The following is a 19,652-nucleotide window of genomic DNA, read 5'->3' as shown; positions in this document are numbered from 1 at the left end:
ATCAGATTCCTTGTTCACTGAGCCACAGGTTCAGGGCCGCCAGTTGCCACAGTTTGGAGCCGCGCAGCGGGGTCAGTTGCCCTTGCGGGTCGGTCAGCAGGCGGTCGAGCATGGCCGGGTTGAACAGGCCGCGATCCTGGCTGGGATCGAGCAACAGTTCGCGCACCCATTCCAGCGTGTCACCTTGCAAATGCTTGAGACCCGGCACCGGGAAGTAGCCTTTCTTGCGGTCGATCACTTCACTGGGGATCACCAACCGCGCGGCTTCCTTGAGCACCTGTTTGCCACCGTCCGGCAGTTTGAATTTGCCCGGTACGCGAGCCGACAACTCCACCAGGCGATAGTCGAGAAACGGCGTACGCGCTTCCAGACCCCAGGCCATGGTCATGTTGTCGACGCGCTTGACCGGGTCGTCCACCAGCATCACCGTGCTGTCCAGACGCAGGGCTTTGTCGACGGCCGCGTCGGCGCCAGGTTGTGCGAAATGTTGCTTCACGAAGTCGCCGGCAGCGTCGTTCGCCGTCAGCCATTTCGGCTGCACGGTGGCGGCGTAGTCGTCGTAACTGCGATCGAAAAACGCCTCGCGATAAGCGGCGTATGGATCGCTGGCGCCATCCACCTGTGGATACCAGTGATAACCGGCGAACAGTTCGTCGGCGCCCTGGCCGCTTTGCACCACTTTGCAATGCTTGGCCACTTCCCGGGACAGCAGGTAGAAGGCGATGCAATCGTGGCTGACCATCGGCTCGCTCATCGCGCGGAACGCGGCGGGCAGTTGCTCGATGATCTCTTTTTCGTCGATGCGCAGTTGATGATGCTGGGTGCCGTAGTGCTTGGCGATCAGGTCCGAATACTGGAATTCGTCACCGCGTTCGCCTCCGGCATCCTGGAAACCGATGGAAAACGTCGACAGGTTTTCTACCCCGACTTCACGCAACAAGCCCACTAGCATGCTCGAGTCGACTCCACCCGAAAGCAGCACGCCAACATCCACCGCTGCCCGTTGGCGAATCGCTACCGCCTCGCGGGTGCTGTCGAGCACGCGATCGCGCCAGTCTTCGAGTGTCAGACTCATCTCATCGGCGTGTGGGCCGTAGGGCAAGGTCCACCAGGTTTTCTGCTCGGTGCTGCCATCGGGTTCGATGCGCATCCAGCTGGCCGGTGGCAGTTTTTCGATGCCAGCCAGCAACGTGCGCGGCGCCGGGACCACCGCATGGAAATTCAAGTAATGATTGAGCGCCACCGGGTCAAGGATCGGGTTGATGTCGCCCCCCTTGAGCAGCGCCGGCAATGCCGAGGCAAAGCGCAGGCGCTGGCCGGTGCGCGACAGATACAACGGTTTCACGCCAAGGCGATCGCGGGCAATGAACAGGCGTTGCGCATCGCGCTCCCAGATGGCAAAGGCAAACATGCCGTTGAGTTTCGGCAGCAGAGCCTCACCCCAGGCGTGGAAGCCCTTGAGCAGCACTTCGGTGTCGCCACCGGAATAGAAGGCATAACCAAGGCCTTCCAGCTCCGCACGCAATTCCGGGTAGTTGTAGATGGCGCCGTTGAAGGCCAGGGACAAGCCCAGTTGGTTGTCGATCATCGGCTGCGCAGAGCCGTCCGACAGGTCCATGATTTTCAGGCGTCTGTGGCCCAGGGCAATCGGCCCTTGGCTATGGAAACCCCAGGCATCAGGACCGCGTGGTGCCAGGTGATGGGTGATTCGCTCTACGGCTGCAAGGTCTGCAGGTTGATTGTCAAAACGTAACTCGCCAGCTAATCCGCACATAAATTCCTTACCGGTTTTTCCGTTGGGGAGGGTGAAACGCTACCGCGCCAAAACAGCGGGTACTCAGAAACTGACCCGCTCGGATTTCAGTAGTTTTAGATCGATACGTTATAAGTGGCGGCTGTCGGACGAATGGCTCCTACCTGAAACGGCTTGTGCCAGGGGCAGTAGATATTGCTACGAAGCATAGGAATACTTGCTCGGACGCCACGGGATCAGCCCTGATATTCGAATTATCATTTGCCCGTTGAGCGCCGTAGGCTGAACGCATCTGAATGCAATAAGGACATTGCACATGCTGCCAACACTCCCGAAAACAAACCCTCCTGCCGTGACATTTACCCCGGCGCATCGGCTGGACGCACTGGTGGAACACACCGCTGACCTGGACAAGGCCGAGGTCTTGCAAAGGTCCATTCCGGACTGGCTGGCCAACGCCGACCTGGCCCAGGCGCAAGCGCTGAAAACAGCCTTTGAGCAGGCCCATGTTTGCCACACCCGGGCGCGCGAGGCGCTCGACAGGCTGAAGCCGCTGGATGTGTTCTGCATGGAACAATTGACCGACTTGCTCAAAGCCAAGTGGACAGTCGAGTTCGATGTCGAGCGCGATACGCTGGAGGTCAGCACCACTTCGATTACTTCGACAAGCATGTTCCCCGTCGATTGGACTGGTACCGTCACCACCCAATCCCGCAGCCTGCTCCACGCCGCCATGGAGAACTTCACCCTCGGCGAAGCTGGCACGAATGGATTTTCCAAAGAATCGTTGATTCGCATCAATGGCAAGCCTCAGACAGCAACAGTCATCACCCCTGCGCACTTCGCCACGTTGTGCCGCGAACTGGACCTCGGTGGCCGTTACCAGCAACACATTGACCAAGCATTGGCGCTTCCCCCCAGAACCCTGGGTGGCAGTGCGGCCAACTCAGCGGCTTCGGCTGCTGACATTCGGCGCCTGAAATTGCTCGATATGCAGGTCGCCGTGCACATCGCCTACATGAAAAAGGACATCAGCGCCGCAGCTCATGCCCTCCTGAACAGCGTGATCACGCAAGATGTTCCGGTGGCAAGCATCCGAAACGCGCTGTTCGATGGCGTACCGGTGATGTGGCAGGGCTTGATGATTCATGACGTTTGCATCTCGGGTGCGCTGGTGTTCAGCAATCAGTCGATCGATACCCACGCACAGGCGAAATGCATCGTCTACATGCCGAACGAGCCCCGTCGACCGCTGTATGAATACGCCTCGCTGGACGAGTTCAAGGTTTACCTGACACTCAAGTTGCAAACCAAAAGCTACCGAGCGGTGTTCGCCAGGCAATACCTTTGCGGTCACGATAAGACGAAGTTCTTTACCGCTTTTGACAAGGACAAGGCATTAGGTCCTTTGGCGGCCACGCCAGCGACCTGTCCTTCGGATTTTCTCTTCAGTGCTTTCATCGAAAAGACCCAGCAGGATGCGCAAGTGTTGGCGGTGCCGACAGAATCGGTCGATGAACAACAACGGGAGAAAACACGTAAAACGCTGATGGAGGCGAGCCTGGTCCTGCTCAACGCAGCGTCGTTCTTCGTTCCTGTACTCGGGGAGTTGATGGCCGCGGCGGCCATCGTCGACATTGCCGGCGAGGTGTATGAAGGGGTGCAGGACTGGACGCACGGTCAGCGCACCGAGGCCTTGTCGCATTTACTCAACGTCGTGGAAAACGTCGCGCAGATGGCCGCGTTTGTGGTGGGCGGCAAGGTGGTGACGTCTGCATTCAGTCGAATCGTAGGCGAACAGGCGACCTTTTTCGACGGTTTTGAGGCGGTAACCGGTCGTCATGGCGAACCAAGGTTATGGAAACCCGACCTGAAGGCCTACAAACAGGCAACGCCACCGGCAGCGACACTGCGACCTGATTCGAACGGCCTCTACAAGGACGGCCAGCGCACGTTGATCCTCATGGATGGGGCGCCGTATCGCGTCTCGCAAGATCCTGCGACGAAAGCGTGGCGCGTCGACCATCCCGTGCGCCAGGATGCTTTTCAGCTCACTCTCGTACGTCACGTCGAAGGAGGCTGGCGCCATATCCATGAACACGTATACGAATGGCCAAGCGGTTATGCGCTCAAACGGCTCAGCCCTGGCCAGACCGGGCTGAGCCACAGCGACATCGTGAGCATTGGCGCCATCACCGACCTGTCACCGGCGCTTGTGCACCAATTGCACGAAGCAAACCTGCCCTTGCCGGCACGGATCAAGGACTGCATCGAGCGGTTCAAATTGAATCAGGGTATCAATCTGCTGATCAGGCGAATGGAGCGTGGAGAATTCTCCGGCACAGCCCATTTGCAGGAACAACTGCATACGTTGCCGACATTGCCCGGTTGGCCCAAGGAACGATTCATCGAGGTCGTCGACGATAAACAGCAGTTCGTCTCGCGCCACCCGCAATCGGCGACGGTTGATGAGGCCAACCGCGTGCCTGTCAGCGAGTCCGAGCTGAAGTCAGGAAAGTTGCTGGAGACCGTGATCAACAGCCTGTCTTCCAAGGAAGTCGAAGGCATCATCGGTGCCACGACAGAGTCCAAACCCGCGCTGCTGGCGCAAAAAATCGGCACGGCGCTGAAAGGCAATCGCCGGCCCCTGATGGAGCAGCTGTATAAAACCTACGATGGCATTGCCACTGACGACGTTGCAACGTTGTGCGACCAGGTTACCGACCTTCCGGTGCGCGTGGCCGAGGAGCTGTTGAGCAATGCCTCTGGCAGAGACCGTAGCCTTCTTCGTGAGCGCAGGATCCTGGGGCTGGATCTGGCGCAACAGGTCAGTGAGGCACAGTTTTCGATCAGGCAGGATCGTGCCCTCACCGGGTTTCGCCTGCCGTCTCTGGCCAATGACGATACCGACAACCTGGCGCTCAGGTTCATGGATCGACTGCAAGGCTGGGACGACGGGTTTCGCCTGGAAGTACGCCAGGGATCAAGCACCGGCACCTTGCTCGACAGCGTTGGCCAGGCCACTGCACCCGCGAAGGGCGTGATCGTCAAGACGGCTTCGGGCTATCAAGTCAGCCAAGGCACTGGCACCACGCTCACTACACGTAGCAGCGAGCGCCTGCTCGATTCGATTTATCGCGCATTGCCGCAAACCCAGCGCACCCGCATGGGCTTGTCCGGGATCGAGGCGCAGGATGTTTCACGGTTGCAGACCCGTCTGTTGGTGGCAACATCACGGGATCCGCTACGCACCGCACGGATGCTGCGCAATGAACGCACAGAGCTGGCGCAACATTTTTCCAGCTGCGTACAGGCTGACCCGCCTGCGGCAAACGTCTATGCACAAGCCTTGATTCGCAAAGTCAGAAAGCTCTATCCGTATTTCAGCGATGCCCAGGTTTCGTCTTTTCTCGACGCGGCGGGCAGCACCCAGGCGTTGCGGGTAAACCGCATCAAGGTGCTCGAGCAGCAGCTCAAGCAACTGCGCGAGGTCCTGCGCAACTGGTGCGCCGATGACGAACAAATGAAGAAGTTGCCCGGGCAACTCAACGACCTGCGAGTCAGTCGTCGTCAGGTGGCCGATGCCATCGAAAACTGCTGGCGCCGGGTCGCGCCGCCGAGATGGCCGCAGGATCAGCCCTACACAGCGCTCAATCTTCAGCGCAACCCGGTCGGCCAGATGCCGACGCTGACCGAACAGGACGTTGCGCATGTACGCAGCCTCGCTATCACGGACATGGAAGCAGGCGATGAGTTGGCCTATTTCCTGAGGCCGTTCAAAGGGTTGGTCACCCTGGAGCTGGACCGCAATCGGCTGACGCGGTTGCCTGAAATACTGTCGCATATGCCCGACCTTCAGCATTTGAGCCTGAACGGCAATCAAGTGGCGCTGACGGAGCACACGTTGCGCAAACTGGCCGACATGCGCACGTTGCGCACGCTTTCGCTCAGCGGCAACCGTCTGGGAGCCACGCTGGATGTCAGCCAAATGGCCAACCTGCAGGCCTTGATTCTCAGCGACACACACGCCACCGAACTGCCTGCGGGATTTGACCGCTTGCCGTACCTCAACAGAGTCGACTTGCGCGGTAACCAGATTCGAGAGATGCCGGACTGGCTCTTTGATGTGCCGCAACGCTTCGCCCAATTCATCAACCTGCGATACAACCCCTTGTCCGCAGCCAGTCGCGCGAAACTGCAGTCTTACCGTGACAGGACCGGTATCGGCATGGGGTTCATGGCGGACGATGCCAAGGTGACCAGTGAACAGGTCGCCAGGGACTTCTGGATGCCCGATTCACGGGAAGCTGATTACACCCGGCGCAACCGCACATGGCTGGCGCTGAAGAATGAGCCTGCGTCGCCGGGACTCTTCCAGTTGCTGGCCGAGGTGGGGAACTCGGCGGACAGCCGTTTTGTGCATGAAGACATGACTCGTCGGGTATGGAACGTCATTGACGCGACAGCCGCTGATTCGGCGTTGCGCGAGCGGTTGTTGGCGCTGGCGGTGAAGGCCAACTGTACGGATTCCGCGGCATTGATTTTCAGTCACCTTGAAGTGGCGGTCGAAATCGACAAGGTGGTGAAGGCGTCTGCCAATGCTCACGATGAAGCCGCTCGACTGTTGAGCCTTGGGCGAGCTTTGTTCTGCCAGGACACCCTAGCCGGGATTGCCGAGGAACATGCGCGGGCCAACCCCAGGCTTGATCCCGTGGAAGTGGAATTGGCCTACCGAACCGGTTTGGCCGAGCGGCTGGAGCTGGTCGGCCAACCTCGGCATATGCGTTACGCATCGCTCAGCGGTGTGACGCAGGCAAACCTGGACACTGCTTACGCCCGAGTGACCACGGCATTATTGTCACCGGCGTTGCTGCGGGATCTGAGCACGCGTTCATTCTGGGTCGACTTCTTGCGTAAGCATCACGCTCAACGTTTGAATCGCCTCGCCGCACCCTTTCACGTGCGAATGCAGGCGGCCTTCGAAGGCGAGGCGACGCTGGGCACGCGCTATCGCGCCCATGTCGATGGCATCATGGATCAGTTGCAGCAGGCCGAGACCACGTTGCTGGAGGAACTGACCACGCAGGCGCTGGCGGCGGACGAGACGAAAACCTGTTTTATCCTCGATTGAGCGTCTCAGGCCTTGCCGCGAATCAATCGGCGCAAGGCAAAACGGTTCGGGTGGCAGGCTTCGGCCACCGCCCTGGGTAGAGGCAGCGGTTCGTTATCCAGCCAGGCGGCGAGCAATTCGCCGGACAGCGGCGCGGTGATCAAACCACGTGAGCCGTGACCGCTGTTGACGTACAAGCCGTCGAGCCATGGGCATTCGATGTCCGGCACTTGCCGGGCATCCTTGGCGAGTGCCGCATAGGCCTGGGCGAAAGCCTGACTGTCGGCCAACGGGCCGACAATCGGCAGGTAGTCGGGGCTGGTGCAGCGAAACGCCGCCCGACCCTGGAGGCTTTCCGGGGCAAGCGTGTCGGCTTCCAGTCGCGTGACCAGATCGTGGGAAATCTCTTCGAGCATGGCCAGGTTGCCCTGGTGTTCGGCGATGGTCGGAGTCAGGTCGTCGCTCTTGAAATCGAAACTGGCGCCGAGGGTATGTTCGCCATGGCGCGCGGGGGCGACATAGCCTTCGGCACATACCACCGTGCTCAAGGCCTGGCTTTGCGGGGTTTGCGCCAGGCGGGTGATTTGCCCGCGAATGCGTTTGAGCGGCAATTCTGCGCTTTCGGCGAAGCGTTGAATCTCGGCGGCACCGGCCAGCACGACCACGGGGGCGCTGGCGAGCAATCGCTCGCCGTCCCACGCTTGCCACTGGCCGTCGACCTTGCGCAGTTGCACGGCATCGTGGTGTGTCAGTATTTGAATGTTGTGCTGTGCAACCTGCGATTGGCACAGCGCCGGAGGATGCACCCAGCCACCTTCGGGAAAGTACATGCCGCCGTGCGCCAGACCGATCCCCGCCAGCGCCTGGGCCTGGGGCTGATCGATCAGGTGCAGCAGGTCTGCGGGAAACGCCTCGGCCAATTGCGCCTGTCGTTCGGCTTCCCTGGCATTGAACGCCAGTTGCAGCACGCCGCAATCGTCCCAGTCAGTGCCACGTTGCAAGTGCTCCAGCAGTCGTCGGGTGTAGCCGAAACCGCTGACGATCATTTGCGACAGCGCGGTGCCGTGCGCCGATAACTTCAGGTAAAGCACACCCTGTGGATTGCCGGAGGCCTCCTGGGCAATGTCGGCGTGGCGCTCCAGCACGCTCACTTGCCAGCCTCGCGCTGCAAGACTGGCGGCGCTGGCGCAACCGGCCAGCCCGGCGCCGATCACCAGTGCCCGGCGTTCACCCGTCAGCGGTGCAGGGCGGGCAAACCAGGGTTTGGCCGGGATTGGCGCAGCAACCTCCTGCGGCCACCCGAGGAATTCTCCACGCAGGATTTCCCATTTATGGCCGATGCCCGGCGTGCGTTTCATCTTGAAGCCCGCGGCGTTCAGCAGTCGCCGAACCCAACCGGTACTGGTGAAGGTACTGATGGTCGAGCCGGGAGCAGCCAGTCGTGCCAGTTCGACGAACAGTTCGGCGGTCCACATGTCAGGGTTTTTCGCCGGGGCAAAACCGTCGAGAAACCAGGCGTCGATTGGCCCGTCCAGTTGCGGCAGTTGCTCCAGTGCATCGCCGATCAGCAAGGTCAGCGTGACCCGGCCGTTGGCCAGTGTCAGGCGCTGAAAGCCTTGATGGATGGCCACGTACTGCGCCAGCAGTTGATCGGCAAATACCTTGAGCTGCGGCCACAGTGCCAGGGCGCGTTGCAGGTCGGCGAGGCTCAATGGATATTTTTCGACGCTGACAAAATGCAGCCGCGCATCGGGCGCCGCATGTTGCTCGAACACCTGCCAGGCACAGAGAAAATTCAGCCCGGTACCAAACCCCGTTTCGCCAATCACCAACCGGCCACCGGGTGGCAACGCGGCAAAACGTTCTGCCAGACGATTCTGTTCGATGAACACGTAGCGGGTTTCGTCCAGCCCCGACTGATCGGAGAAATACACATCGTCGAACACACGCGAATACGGACGACCTTGATCATCCCAGTCGAGCTGGGCGTGGGGCAATACAGGTTTCATGGCAGGCTCGGCAACGGCAAGGTGGCCATTCTAGCCGATCACGGGCGTGGCGCTTGATCCGCCTTTGTGGCGAGGGAGCTTGCTACGCCTTTGTGGCGAGGGAGCTTGCTCCCGCTCGGGTGCGAAGCAGCCGCCAATGTTTTTGGCGGCTGCTTCGCTGTCCAGCGCAAGCAAGCTCCCTCGCCACAGGTTTCTCGCGGCTGCGAAAATTGGATTTGTCTCACGCAAGAGAGGTCCATCCGCTAGTCTTGCTCAAATCTGCAAGGGAGCCGTTCATGTTCGAATCCGCTGAAATCGACCACGCCATCGACAAAGAAACCTACGACGCCGAAGTGCCGGCGCTGCGCGAAGCCTTGCTCGAAGCGCAATTCGAGCTTCAGCAGCAAAAACGTTTTCCGGTGATCATCCTGATCAACGGCATCGAAGGCGCCGGTAAGGGCGAGACGGTCAAATTGCTCAACGAGTGGATGGACCCGCGCTTGATCGAGGTCCGCACGTTCGATCAGCAAACCGATGAAGAACTGGCACGGCCCCCGGCGTGGCGCTATTGGCGGATGCTGCCGGCCAAGGGGCGCATGGGGGTTTTCTTCGGCAATTGGTACAGCCAGATGCTGCAGGGCAGGGTACATGGCGAGTTCAAGGACCCGCGCCTGGATCAAGCCATCAATGGCGCCGAGCGCCTGGAAAAGATGCTCTGCGATGAAGGCGCAGTGATCGTCAAATTCTGGTTCCACCTCTCCAAGAAACAGATGAAGGCGCGCCTCAAGGCGTTGGCCGACGATCCCTTGCACAGTTGGCGCATCAGCCCACTGGACTGGCAGCAATCGCAGACCTACGACCGTTTCGTCAAGTTCGGTGAGCGTGTCCTGCGTCGCACCAGCCGTGACTATGCGCCGTGGCACGTCATCGCTGGTATGGATGCACGCTATCGCAGCCTGGTAGTGGGCAAGATTCTGCTCGAAAGCCTGCGAGGTGCCTTGCAGCGGCCGCAGATCCATCCGGACAAAGTCAGCGCTGCGCCGGTGTTGCCCAGTGTCGATCAAGTCAACCTGCTCGACAGCCTGGACCTGACCCTGCACCTGGAAAAAGATGATTACGAGGAACAGTTGGTGACCGAGCAGGCGCGGCTTTCCGGGTTGATGCGGGACAAACGCATGCGCCGGCACGCCCTGGTCGCGGTGTTCGAAGGCAACGACGCAGCGGGCAAGGGCGGGGCGATCAGGCGAGTGGCGGCGGCGCTCGATCCACGTCAATACAACATCGTGCCGATTGCCGCGCCCACTGAAGAAGAGCGTGCACAGCCATACCTGTGGCGCTTCTGGCGACACCTGCCGGCACGGGGCAAATTCACCGTGTTCGACCGCTCATGGTATGGCCGGGTGCTGGTGGAACGTATCGAGGGTTTTTGCAGCCCGGCGGACTGGTTGCGCGCCTACAGTGAAATCAACGATTTCGAAGAACAGATTGGCGATGCCGGGGTGGTCGTCGTCAAGTTCTGGCTGGCCATCGACAAACAGACTCAAATGGAACGCTTTCAGGAGCGCGAAGAAATTCCTTTCAAGCGTTTCAAGATCACCGAGGATGACTGGCGCAATCGGGAAAAGTGGGACGACTATCGCGCCGCTGTCGGCGACATGGTCGACCGCACCAGCACCGAAATCTCGCCGTGGACGTTGATTGAAGCCAACGACAAGCGCTGGGCACGGGTCAAGGTGTTGCGCACGATCAATCAGGCACTGGAAGACGCGTTCAGGAAATCCGATAAACACGCCAGGAAGACCAACAAGGGCAAGAAGTGAGGCGATGGTTGCGCATACGCGGGGTGAATGATTGTCGCGGTTGGTAATTGGGTGGGCTTATGCTCGGGCCACTCTCAACCGACAACAACAATGAGGTAATGCCATGCGTGAAGTGGTGATCGTCGACAGCGTGCGGACCGGCCTGGCCAAATCCTTTCGCGGCAAGTTCAACCAGACCCGTCCGGACGACATGGCAGCGCACTGCGTCAATGCCTTGCTGGCACGCACCGGCATCGACCCGGCCAGCGTCGAGGATTGCATCGTCGGCGCCGGCTCCAATGAAGGCGCCCAGGGTTACAACATCGGGCGCAACGTCGCGGTGTTGTCGCGTCTGGGCATCGGTACCGCCGGCATGACCTTGAATCGCTTCTGCTCGTCAGGCTTGCAGGCGATTGCCATCGCTGCCAACCAGATCGCTTCCGGTTGCAGCGACATCATCGTCGCCGGTGGGGTCGAGTCGATCAGCCTGACCATGAAAAGCGTCAACACCGATAACCTGATCAACCCGCTGCTCAAGGAACAGGTGCCGGGTATTTATTTCCCGATGGGCCAGACCGCCGAAATCGTCGCCCGCCGCTACAACGTCAGCCGTGAAGAGCAGGATCTGTACGCCCTGCAAAGTCAGCAACGCACCGCCCAGGCACAGGCTGCCGGGTTGTTCGATGATGAAATCGTGCCGATGGCGGTGAAGTATCGCGTTGAAGACAAAGCCACCGGGCAGGTGCAGATTCTCGACGGTGTCGTCGACCGCGATGACTGCAACCGTCCCGACACTACGCTGCAAAGCCTGGCCGGATTGAATCCGGTTTTCGCTGAAGATGGTTCGGTGACGGCGGGCAACTCGTCGCAATTGTCGGACGGCGCGTCCATGACGTTGGTGATGAGCCTGGAGAAAGCCCTGGCGCTTGGCTTGAAGCCAAAAGCGTTTTTCCGAGGATTCGCCGTGGCCGGCTGCGAACCGGATGAAATGGGCATCGGCCCGGTGTTTTCGGTGCCGAAACTGCTCAAGGCCAAGGGCTTGCAGATGGCCGACATTGACCTGTGGGAACTCAACGAAGCGTTTGCCTCGCAATGCCTTTACGCGCGCAATCGGCTGGAGATCGAGAACGACAAGTACAACGTCAACGGCGGCTCAATCTCCATCGGCCACCCGTTTGGCATGACCGGTTCGCGTCAGGTCGGGCACATCGTTCGCGAGTTGCAGCGGCGCAATCTGCGTTACGGCGTGGTGACCATGTGCGTGGGTGGCGGGATGGGGGCGACCGGGTTGTTTGAGGCGGTTCGGTAAACGCCTCGGATTTTGTCATGACTGTTAAATAGCTATCGCCAGCAGGCTAGCTCCCACAGGATCTGATGGGCGACACAGATCCTGTGGGAGCTAGCCTGCTGGCGATGAAGGCGACTCGGTTTATCCATTCGTCGCCATATTTTTCATCCGCTCTATATAAGCATGAATCTCCCGCGCAGCCGCCTCGACATTGGCAAATGGCCCCTCGAGGGTGTTTTCCCGGGTGCTGAAATACAACTCCCCATTCACTCGACATAACCGATCACTGCGAAAGTGCAGGCCGGGAGCGTTGTCCTGGGCGCGCATGCCATACATGGCGAATCTCCTGAAAGTGTCCTGTGGATCCAATCAGCTTATGCAAGAACCACTTGCGGCGCCTATCGATCCGATCAGCGGCAGTTCGTCAATCAAGCGTTGCGACCTGCACAGTTTCATTCGCGGCCAGACGCCAACTGTGCCTGTGTACTGCGCGCCGGTGCGCCTAGAATGCCGGTTACTTGTCATCGGGTTTCGGGGTTTGCATGCACATTTCATCGGGTCGCTGGGTCTACGGTTTGTTTCTGGCCCTGCTGACTGCGTTGCTGTGGGGAATCCTTCCCATCAAACTCAAGCAGGTCTTGCTGGTGATGGACCCGGTGACGGTCACCTGGTTTCGCTTGATGGTGTCCGGCAGCTGCCTGTTCCTGTATCTGGCGGCCACCAAACGCCTGCCGAGCCGCAAAGTGCTCGGGCCACGCGGCGGCTGGCTGGTGTTGATGGCGGTACTGGGGCTGGTGGGCAACTACGTGCTGTATCTGATGGGGCTCAACCTGCTCAGCCCCGGCACCGCGCAACTGGTGGTGCAGATGGGGCCGATCATGTTGTTGATCGCCAGCCTGTTTGTCTTCAAGGAGCGTTTCAGCCTGGGGCAGGGCATTGGCTTGCTCGTGCTGCTGATTGGCTTCGTGCTGTTTTTCAATCAGCGTCTCTCTGAGTTGCTCACGTCGCTGAGCGATTACACCGCCGGTGTGTTGCTGGTGCTGTTGGCGTCCACGGTCTGGACCTTTTATGCCCTGGGCCAAAAGCAATTGCTGACGGTGTGGAATTCGTTGCAGGTGATGATGGTGATCTATCTGTTTTGCGGGCTGTTGCTGACGCCGTGGGTGCATCCACTCGAAGCACTGCAATTGAGCCCGTTGCAAGGCTGGTTGCTGCTGGCATGCTGCATGAACACCCTGATTGCCTACGGCGCGTTTGCCGAAGCACTGGCGCATTGGGAAGCATCGCGGGTCAGTGCCACGCTGGCGATTACACCGTTGGTGACGTTTGCGGCGGTTGCCCTGGCCGCCTGGTGGTGGCCGGACTATGTGCATGCCGAGACCATCAATGGTCTGGGGTATGGCGGGGCGGTATTGGTCGTGCTGGGTTCGGCGCTGGTGGCGTTGGGGCCTTCGTTGATTGCCGGGCTGAAGGCGCGGAAAATGCGGATGGCGGCCGGTTAGACCGCGTTATCGTTCATCGCGGGCAAGCCACGCTCCCACAGGATCAAGGCGATCACAATATCAGTGAACGACACAAAACCCTGTGGGAGCAGGCTTGCCCGCGATGACGGACTTGCAGGCGCTACCAATCTCAGCCCTTGGCCCCGGCCTCCAGCATATTCTCCGGCCTTACCCACGCATCAAACTCTTCATCGGTCAGATACCCCAATTCCAGTGCCGCCTCGCGCAAGGTCAACCCTTCTGCGTAAGCCTTCTTGGCAATTTCCGCCGATTTGTCATAACCGATGTGCGGGTTCAGCGCCGTCACCAGCATCAAGCCTTGCTCAAGGTGTTCTGCCATTTTCTCGGCATCCGGCTCAAGGCCTGCTATGCAATGCTGCTGGAAGTTGCTGCAGCCATCGCCGAGCAAGCGGATCGATTGCAGCAGGTTGTGAATGATCACCGGTTTGAACACGTTCAATTGCAAGTGACCCTGACTCGCGGCAAATCCGATGGCAACGTCGTTGCCCAACACCTGACAGGCAAGCATCGACAGCGCTTCGCACTGGGTCGGGTTGACCTTGCCGGGCATGATCGAGCTGCCCGGCTCGTTGGCCGGTAGCTTCACTTCGGCAAAACCGGCACGCGGTCCGGAACCGAGCAGGCGCAAGTCGTTGGCGATCTTCATCAACGTCACGGCGAGGGTTTTCAGTGCCCCGGACAAGGTCGTCAGCGGCTCGTGCCCGGCCAGGGCGGCGAATTTGTTCGGTGCGGTAACGAACGGCAGGCCGGAAAGCGCCGCCAGTTCAGCAGCGATGGCTTCACCGAAACCGTGCGGTGAGTTCAGCCCGGTACCGACCGCCGTACCGCCCTGGGCCAGTTCACACACCGCCGGCAGCGCGCTGCGAATGGCCCGCTCGGCGTAATCGAGTTGCGCTATAAAAGCCGAAACTTCCTGGCCGAAGGTGATCGGTGTGGCATCCATCATGTGCGTGCGCCCGGTTTTCACCAGCTTCATGTGACGCGCTGACAGTTCAGCCAGCCCGCCCGACAGTTCACTGATCGCCGGCAGCAAATGGTGCTGCACGGCCTGCACGGTGGCGATGTGCATGGCGGTGGGGAAGCAGTCGTTGGAACTCTGGGAGCGATTGACGTGATCGTTGGGGTGCACCGGCGATTTGCCGCCGCGTGGATTGCCCGCCAGTTCGTTGGCCCGGCCCGCAATCACCTCATTGACGTTCATGTTGCTCTGGGTGCCGCTGCCGGTTTGCCACACCACCAGCGGAAACTGATCGTCATGCTGGCCGGCGAGTACCTCATCCGCCGCTTGTTCGATCAGCCGGGCGATGTCGGCGGGCAAGTCGCCGTTGCGGTCGTTGACCCGTGCCGCCGCTTTCTTGATCAGCGCCAGACCGTGCAGCACGGCCAGCGGCATCTGTTCGTTGCCAATGGCAAAGTTGACCAGCGAGCGTTGTGTCTGTGCGCCCCAGTAGGCCTCCTCCGGGACTTCAACCTGGCCAAGGCTGTCGGTTTCGATACGGCTCATCGGTCACACTCCTGTAAGTCTGATTGCGCAGTTTAGGCCGTGATCGCCGGCCGGGGTTCCATCTGTCTCGCTTGCAACCATTGAACCCCTCTAAATCAGGCGCGACAAGGCTTGGGGTTGAGTGACAGCGTTTTTTAGGCGCAGAATGGACGTCCTTGGGGTTTTACCTCGCCTGCTAGAAAAGGAAACTCGATGACTCGTCTTCGTGCCATCTGTACCGCGGTTGCATTGGTTTGTGCCAGCGGCCAGGTTTTTGCCGACACCGCCAGCCACAACGCCAGTGCCGAGGCCTTCCTGACCCTGGCGCATGCTGACAAATTGGGCACTCCGGTGTACATGCAAGTGCAGCAAATGTTTGCTCAACGCTTCCAGCAAACCAAAGCCCCGGACTCGAAAAAAGCGGTACTGGAAACCTACCAGGCCAAGGCCAACGCCGCCCTGGACCAGGCCATTGGCTGGAACAAGCTGAAGCCGGACATGGTCAAGCTCTACACCACCAACTTCACTGAGTCGGAACTCAAGGACCTGGTGGCCTTCTACAAATCGCCATTGGGCAAGAAAGTCCTGGAAAAAATGCCGCAACTGACCCAGCAATCGGCCCAGATGACCCAGGCCAAGCTGGAAAGCGCGGTACCTGTCGTCAACAAACTGCTGGCCGACATGACTGCCGAGCTGGAGCCCAAAGGCGCCGCTGCGCCAGCCAAGGCCAAGCCTTAAGCGGAGTTCTGTATGACCATGCAACAACGCATCGAATCGACGTTGGGACTGCTTCAGCCCCAGCATCTGCAGGTGCTCGATGAAAGCCACATGCACAGTCGCGGGTTACAGACGCACTTCAAGGCTGTAGTTGTCAGCCAGCAATTCGAAGGGCTGAACCGGGTCAAGCGCCACCAGAAAGTCTACGGCACGCTCGGCGAGCTGATGGGCGAGTTCCATGCGTTGGCGCTGCATACCTACACGCCTGAAGAATGGGCACAGATCGACGCGGCGCCGGCCTCGCCGACCTGTGCTGGCGGCAGCCATTGATGTGATGGGCTGAAGAACTGTGGCGAGGGAGCTTGCTCCCGCTGGACTGCGAAGCAGTCCCGGAACCTGCAACGGCGTTTTGTCTGAAAGAGTGCAGTCGCCAGCATTACGACTGCTTCGCAGCCGAGCAGGAGCAAGCTCCTTCGCCACATCGTCGTCCTAAACAGCACGGTTTTTTGTTAGAATGCCCAACGCGCCGCTCACCCGGCGCGTTTTTTTTCGCATCCGGTTCACCCCTTACGAGGGTAGCCACCTGGAGATTCATCCATGACACAACAGATTGTCGTGGCGGCACTGTATAAGTTCGTCACCCTGGAAGATTACGTCGACCTGCGCGAGCCACTGCTCAAGGCAATGGTCGACAACGGCATCAAAGGCACTCTGCTGATCGCCGAAGAAGGCATCAACGGTACCGTGTCCGGTAGCCGCGAAGGCATCGACGGGCTGATGGCCTGGCTCAAGAACGACCCGCGCATGGACGACATCGACCACAAAGAGTCGTACTGCGACGAACAGCCGTTCTACCGCACCAAAGTCAAACTCAAGAAAGAAATCGTCACCCTCGGCGTCGAAGGCGTGGACCCGAACAAAAAGGTCGGCACCTACGTTGATCCGCAGGACTGGAACGCACTGATCAGCGATCCCGAAGTGCTGCTCATCGACACGCGCAACGATTACGAAGTCTCGATCGGCACCTTCGAAGGCGCCATCGATCCGAAAACCACCAGTTTTCGCGAATTCCCCGACTACATCAAAGCCAACTTCGACCCGGCCGTGCACAAGAAGGTCGCCATGTTCTGTACCGGCGGCATTCGCTGCGAAAAGGCTTCGAGCTACATGCTCAGCGAAGGCTTCGATGAGGTCTATCACCTCAAGGGTGGCATCCTGAAGTACCTCGAAGAGGTGCCACAGGAAGAAACCAAGTGGCAGGGTGACTGCTTTGTGTTCGATAACCGCGTGACCGTTCGCCATGACCTGAGCGAAGGTGATTACGATCAATGTCATGCCTGTCGCACGCCGGTCAGCATCGAGGATCGCGCCTCCGAGCACTACGTAGCCGGTATCAGCTGCCCGCATTGCTGGGACAAACTGAGCGAGAAAACCCGGCGCAGCGCCATCGATCGGCAAAAGCAGATCGAACTGGCCAAGGCCCGCAACATGCCTCACCCGATCGGCTACAACTACAAGCAAGCATCATCTTCCGAGGCCTGAACCATGTCTGCGCGCCTGCTCTATGTGATGGACCCGATGTGCTCCTGGTGCTGGGGCTTTGCTCCGGTTGCAAACGCATTGGTAGAGCAGGCGGCGGCCGCCGGAGTGGAGGTGCATCTGGTAGTGGGCGGTTTGCGCACCGGCAGTGGCGCCGCGCTGGAACCGACCACCCGGCGCTATATCCTTGAGCACTGGCAGGCGGTCACCGAGGCTACCGGCCAGCCGTTCAAGCGTGAGGGCGCGTTGCCTGACGGTTTTGTCTACGACACCGAACCTGCCTGCCGTGCGCTGGTGACGGCTCGCAACCTGGCGCCGGATTGTGCCTGGAAACTGCTCGGCCTGATTCAACATGCCTTTTATGCTGAAGGTCGCGATGTCACGCGCGCCAGTGTCCTGGTGGAGCTGGCAGAACAGGCCGGTCTGCCGCGTATCGAATTCGCAGCAGCGTTTGATCGTGCCGATACGCATGCCGCGACGGCTGCCGACTTCACCTGGGTCCAGGACCTGGGCATCGCCGGTTTCCCCACGTTGCTGGCTGAGCGAAACGGGCAATTGGCGTTGCTGACCAATGGCTATCAGCCTTTGAGCGTTTTGTCCCCGCTGCTCGGCCGCTGGCTGGAGCGCGCTGCCTGTGCATGACCTGCCCGACGAAGCCGTAACCGCTAAACGTGTCGACCGCTTGAGCTGGGCGGAAATCCGTCGTCTGGCGCTTCATCACAAGAAATCGCTCTGGATCGCCAACGGCGTTGCCGTACTGGCGACGCTGTGCAGTGTGCCGATCCCGTTGCTGCTGCCGTTGCTGGTCGATGAAGTGCTGTTGGGGCACGGCGATGCGGCGCTGAAAATCATGAACCTCGCGCTGCCTGAGGTTTGGCAAAAAGCCGCCGGTTACATTGGCCTGATGCTGGTGGTGACTCTGGCCCTGCGTTGCGCGGCGTTGCTGTTCAACGTGCTTCAGGCGCGGTTGTTCGCTGCCCTGGCCAAAGACATCGTCTACCGCATTCGCATCCGCCTGATCGAACGCCTCAAGCGTATTTCACTGGGTGAATACGAAAGCCTGGGCAGTGGCACCGTCACCACTCATCTGGTCACCGACCTGGACACGGTGGACAAATTTGTCGGCGAAACCCTCAGCCGCTTCCTCGTGGCCATGCTGACCCTGGTCGGCACCGCCGGGATTCTGATGTGGATGCATTGGAAACTGGCGTTGTTGATTTTGCTGTTCAACCCGTTGGTGATCTACGCCACGGTGCAGTTGGGCAAACGGGTCAAACACCTGAAGAAACTCGAGAACGACAGCACCTCGCGATTCACCCAGGCGCTGACCGAAACCCTGGATGCCATCCAGGAAGTGCGCGCCGGCAACCGTCAGGGCTTTTTCCTCGGTCGATTGGGGCTGCGGGCCAGGGAAGTTCGCGATTACGCGGTCAATTCCCAATGGAAAACCGACGCCTCGAACCGGGCCAGCGGTCTGTTGTTCCAGTTCGGCATCGATATCTTTCGCGCCGCCGCCATGCTCACGGTGCTGTTTTCCGACCTGTCGATCGGCCAGATGCTCGCGGTGTTCAGCTACTTGTGGTTCATGATCGGTCCGGTCGAACAACTGCTGAACCTGCAATACGCCTTCTACGCGGCGGGCGGTGCGCTGTCGCGCATCAACGAGCTGCTGTCGCGCGCCGATGAGCCGCAATACCCCAAGGGCGTCGACCCGTTCACCGGACGCGAAACTGTCGGTATCGAGGTGCAGGGCTTGAGTTTCGGTTATGGCGACGAGCTGGTGTTGAACCAGATGAACCTGTCTATCGCCCCCGGTGAAAAAGTGGCCATCGTCGGTGCCAGCGGTGGCGGCAAGAGCACGCTGGTGCAGTTGTTGCTGGGCCTGTACACGCCGCTGGCCGGGACCATTCGCTTCGGCGGCTCGACCCAGCAGGAAATCGGCCTGGAAACGGTGCGGGAAAACGTCGCGGTGGTCCTGCAGCATCCGGCGTTGTTCAATGACACCGTGCGCGCCAACCTGACCATGGGCCGCGAACGCAGCGACGAGGCCTGCTGGCAGGCCTTGGAAATCGCCCAATTGCACGCCACCATCCATGAACTGCCCAACGGCCTGGACAGCATTGTCGGGCGGTCCGGCGTGCGTTTGTCCGGCGGTCAGCGCCAGCGCCTGGCCATCGCGCGGATGGTCCTGGCTGAACCGAAAGTGGTCATTCTGGACGAAGCCACCTCAGCGCTGGACGCCGCCACCGAATACAACCTGCACCAGGCATTGGCGCGGTTCCTCAGCAACCGCACCACGCTGATCATTGCCCACCGGCTATCGGCGGTAAAACAGGCAGACCGTGTGCTGGTGTTCGACGGTGGGCAGATTGCCGAGGATGGCGATCACCAGCAGTTGATTGCCGACGGCGGCTTGTATGCCAAGTTGTATGGGCATTTGCAGCAGCACTAG

The 19,652-nt window shown here is 60.0% G+C and carries 13 protein-coding genes; 9 read left to right on the top strand and 4 right to left on the bottom strand.

The window, feature by feature from the left end; translation table 11 throughout:
* Position 1: 1 nt before the first annotated feature.
* The gene (locus tag ASD60_RS24610) at positions 2 to 1,774 is read right to left on the bottom strand and encodes an N-acetylglutaminylglutamine amidotransferase (RefSeq protein ID WP_056856480.1); all 1,773 of its coding nucleotides are present in this window, start codon (positions 1,772 to 1,774) and stop codon (positions 2 to 4) included.
* A gap of 295 nt (positions 1,775 to 2,069) precedes the next feature.
* Here ASD60_RS24610 and ASD60_RS24605 point away from each other — a divergent pair, with 295 nt between their 5' ends.
* Positions 2,070 to 6,884 carry an NEL-type E3 ubiquitin ligase domain-containing protein gene (locus tag ASD60_RS24605; RefSeq protein WP_056856479.1) on the top strand — a complete coding sequence of 1,605 codons (4,815 nt, stop codon included), beginning with the start codon at positions 2,070 to 2,072 and terminating at the stop codon, positions 6,882 to 6,884.
* 5 nt (positions 6,885 to 6,889) lie between these two features.
* On the opposite strand, the gene mnmC is transcribed toward ASD60_RS24605, so the two are convergent.
* A complete protein-coding gene (mnmC, locus tag ASD60_RS24600) occupies positions 6,890 to 8,872 on the bottom strand; it encodes a bifunctional tRNA (5-methylaminomethyl-2-thiouridine)(34)-methyltransferase MnmD/FAD-dependent 5-carboxymethylaminomethyl-2-thiouridine(34) oxidoreductase MnmC (protein ID WP_056856478.1) in 1,983 nt (660 codons plus the stop codon).
* A gap of 275 nt (positions 8,873 to 9,147) precedes the next feature.
* Here mnmC and pap point away from each other — a divergent pair, with 275 nt between their 5' ends.
* Both pap and ASD60_RS24590 read left to right on the top strand, forming a co-directional pair.
* Positions 9,148 to 10,671 (top strand): polyphosphate:AMP phosphotransferase, encoded by a 1,524-nt coding sequence (gene pap, locus ASD60_RS24595; RefSeq protein ID WP_056856477.1) that lies wholly within the window; start codon positions 9,148 to 9,150, stop codon positions 10,669 to 10,671.
* Positions 10,672 to 10,774: 103 nt separating this feature from the next.
* Positions 10,775 to 11,959, top strand: coding sequence for a thiolase family protein (locus tag ASD60_RS24590; RefSeq protein WP_056856476.1), 1,185 nt, complete (start codon positions 10,775 to 10,777; stop codon positions 11,957 to 11,959).
* 120 nt (positions 11,960 to 12,079) lie between these two features.
* Here ASD60_RS24590 and ASD60_RS24585 read toward each other — a convergent pair whose 3' ends face one another.
* Positions 12,080 to 12,274: a DUF6316 family protein gene (locus ASD60_RS24585; RefSeq protein WP_056856475.1), complete on the bottom strand. Its 195-nt coding sequence runs from the start codon at positions 12,272 to 12,274 to the stop codon at positions 12,080 to 12,082.
* Positions 12,275 to 12,480: 206 nt separating this feature from the next.
* Between ASD60_RS24585 and ASD60_RS24580 the strand changes: the two genes are divergently transcribed.
* On the top strand, positions 12,481 to 13,440 hold the full coding sequence (locus ASD60_RS24580) for a DMT family transporter (protein WP_056856474.1): 960 nt from the start codon (positions 12,481 to 12,483) through the stop codon (positions 13,438 to 13,440).
* A 130-nt stretch (positions 13,441 to 13,570) separates the two neighbouring features.
* Here ASD60_RS24580 and ASD60_RS24575 read toward each other — a convergent pair whose 3' ends face one another.
* Entirely contained in the window at positions 13,571 to 14,965 is a 1,395-nt protein-coding gene (locus ASD60_RS24575) for a class II fumarate hydratase (RefSeq protein ID WP_056856473.1), read from the bottom strand.
* A gap of 192 nt (positions 14,966 to 15,157) precedes the next feature.
* Between ASD60_RS24575 and ASD60_RS24570 the strand changes: the two genes are divergently transcribed.
* From ASD60_RS24570 to ASD60_RS24550, 5 genes are all read left to right on the top strand, one after another.
* Positions 15,158 to 15,682, top strand: a complete 525-nt coding sequence (locus ASD60_RS24570) for a DUF2059 domain-containing protein (RefSeq protein ID WP_056856472.1) — start codon at positions 15,158 to 15,160, stop codon at positions 15,680 to 15,682.
* 12 nt (positions 15,683 to 15,694) lie between these two features.
* Positions 15,695 to 15,991 (top strand): BolA family protein, encoded by a 297-nt coding sequence (locus tag ASD60_RS24565; protein ID WP_056856471.1) that lies wholly within the window; start codon positions 15,695 to 15,697, stop codon positions 15,989 to 15,991.
* A 267-nt stretch (positions 15,992 to 16,258) separates the two neighbouring features.
* Entirely contained in the window at positions 16,259 to 17,203 is a 945-nt protein-coding gene (gene trhO, locus ASD60_RS24560) for an oxygen-dependent tRNA uridine(34) hydroxylase TrhO (RefSeq protein ID WP_056856470.1), read from the top strand.
* 36 nt (positions 17,204 to 17,239) lie between these two features.
* Complete coding sequence (locus ASD60_RS24555; RefSeq protein ID WP_177336610.1) at positions 17,240 to 17,842, top strand: DsbA family protein; 603 nt, start codon at positions 17,240 to 17,242, stop codon at positions 17,840 to 17,842.
* A complete protein-coding gene (locus ASD60_RS24550) occupies positions 17,835 to 19,652 on the top strand; it encodes an ABC transporter ATP-binding protein (protein ID WP_056856468.1) in 1,818 nt (605 codons plus the stop codon). The genes ASD60_RS24555 and ASD60_RS24550 overlap by 8 nt, the downstream gene beginning before the upstream one ends.

It is taken from the genome of Pseudomonas sp. Root562, assembly GCF_001427125.1.
Lineage (GTDB): Bacteria > Pseudomonadota > Gammaproteobacteria > Pseudomonadales > Pseudomonadaceae > Aquipseudomonas.
Note: the sequence above shows the minus strand (reverse complement) of the source record. Positions and strands in the feature narration are given on the sequence as shown.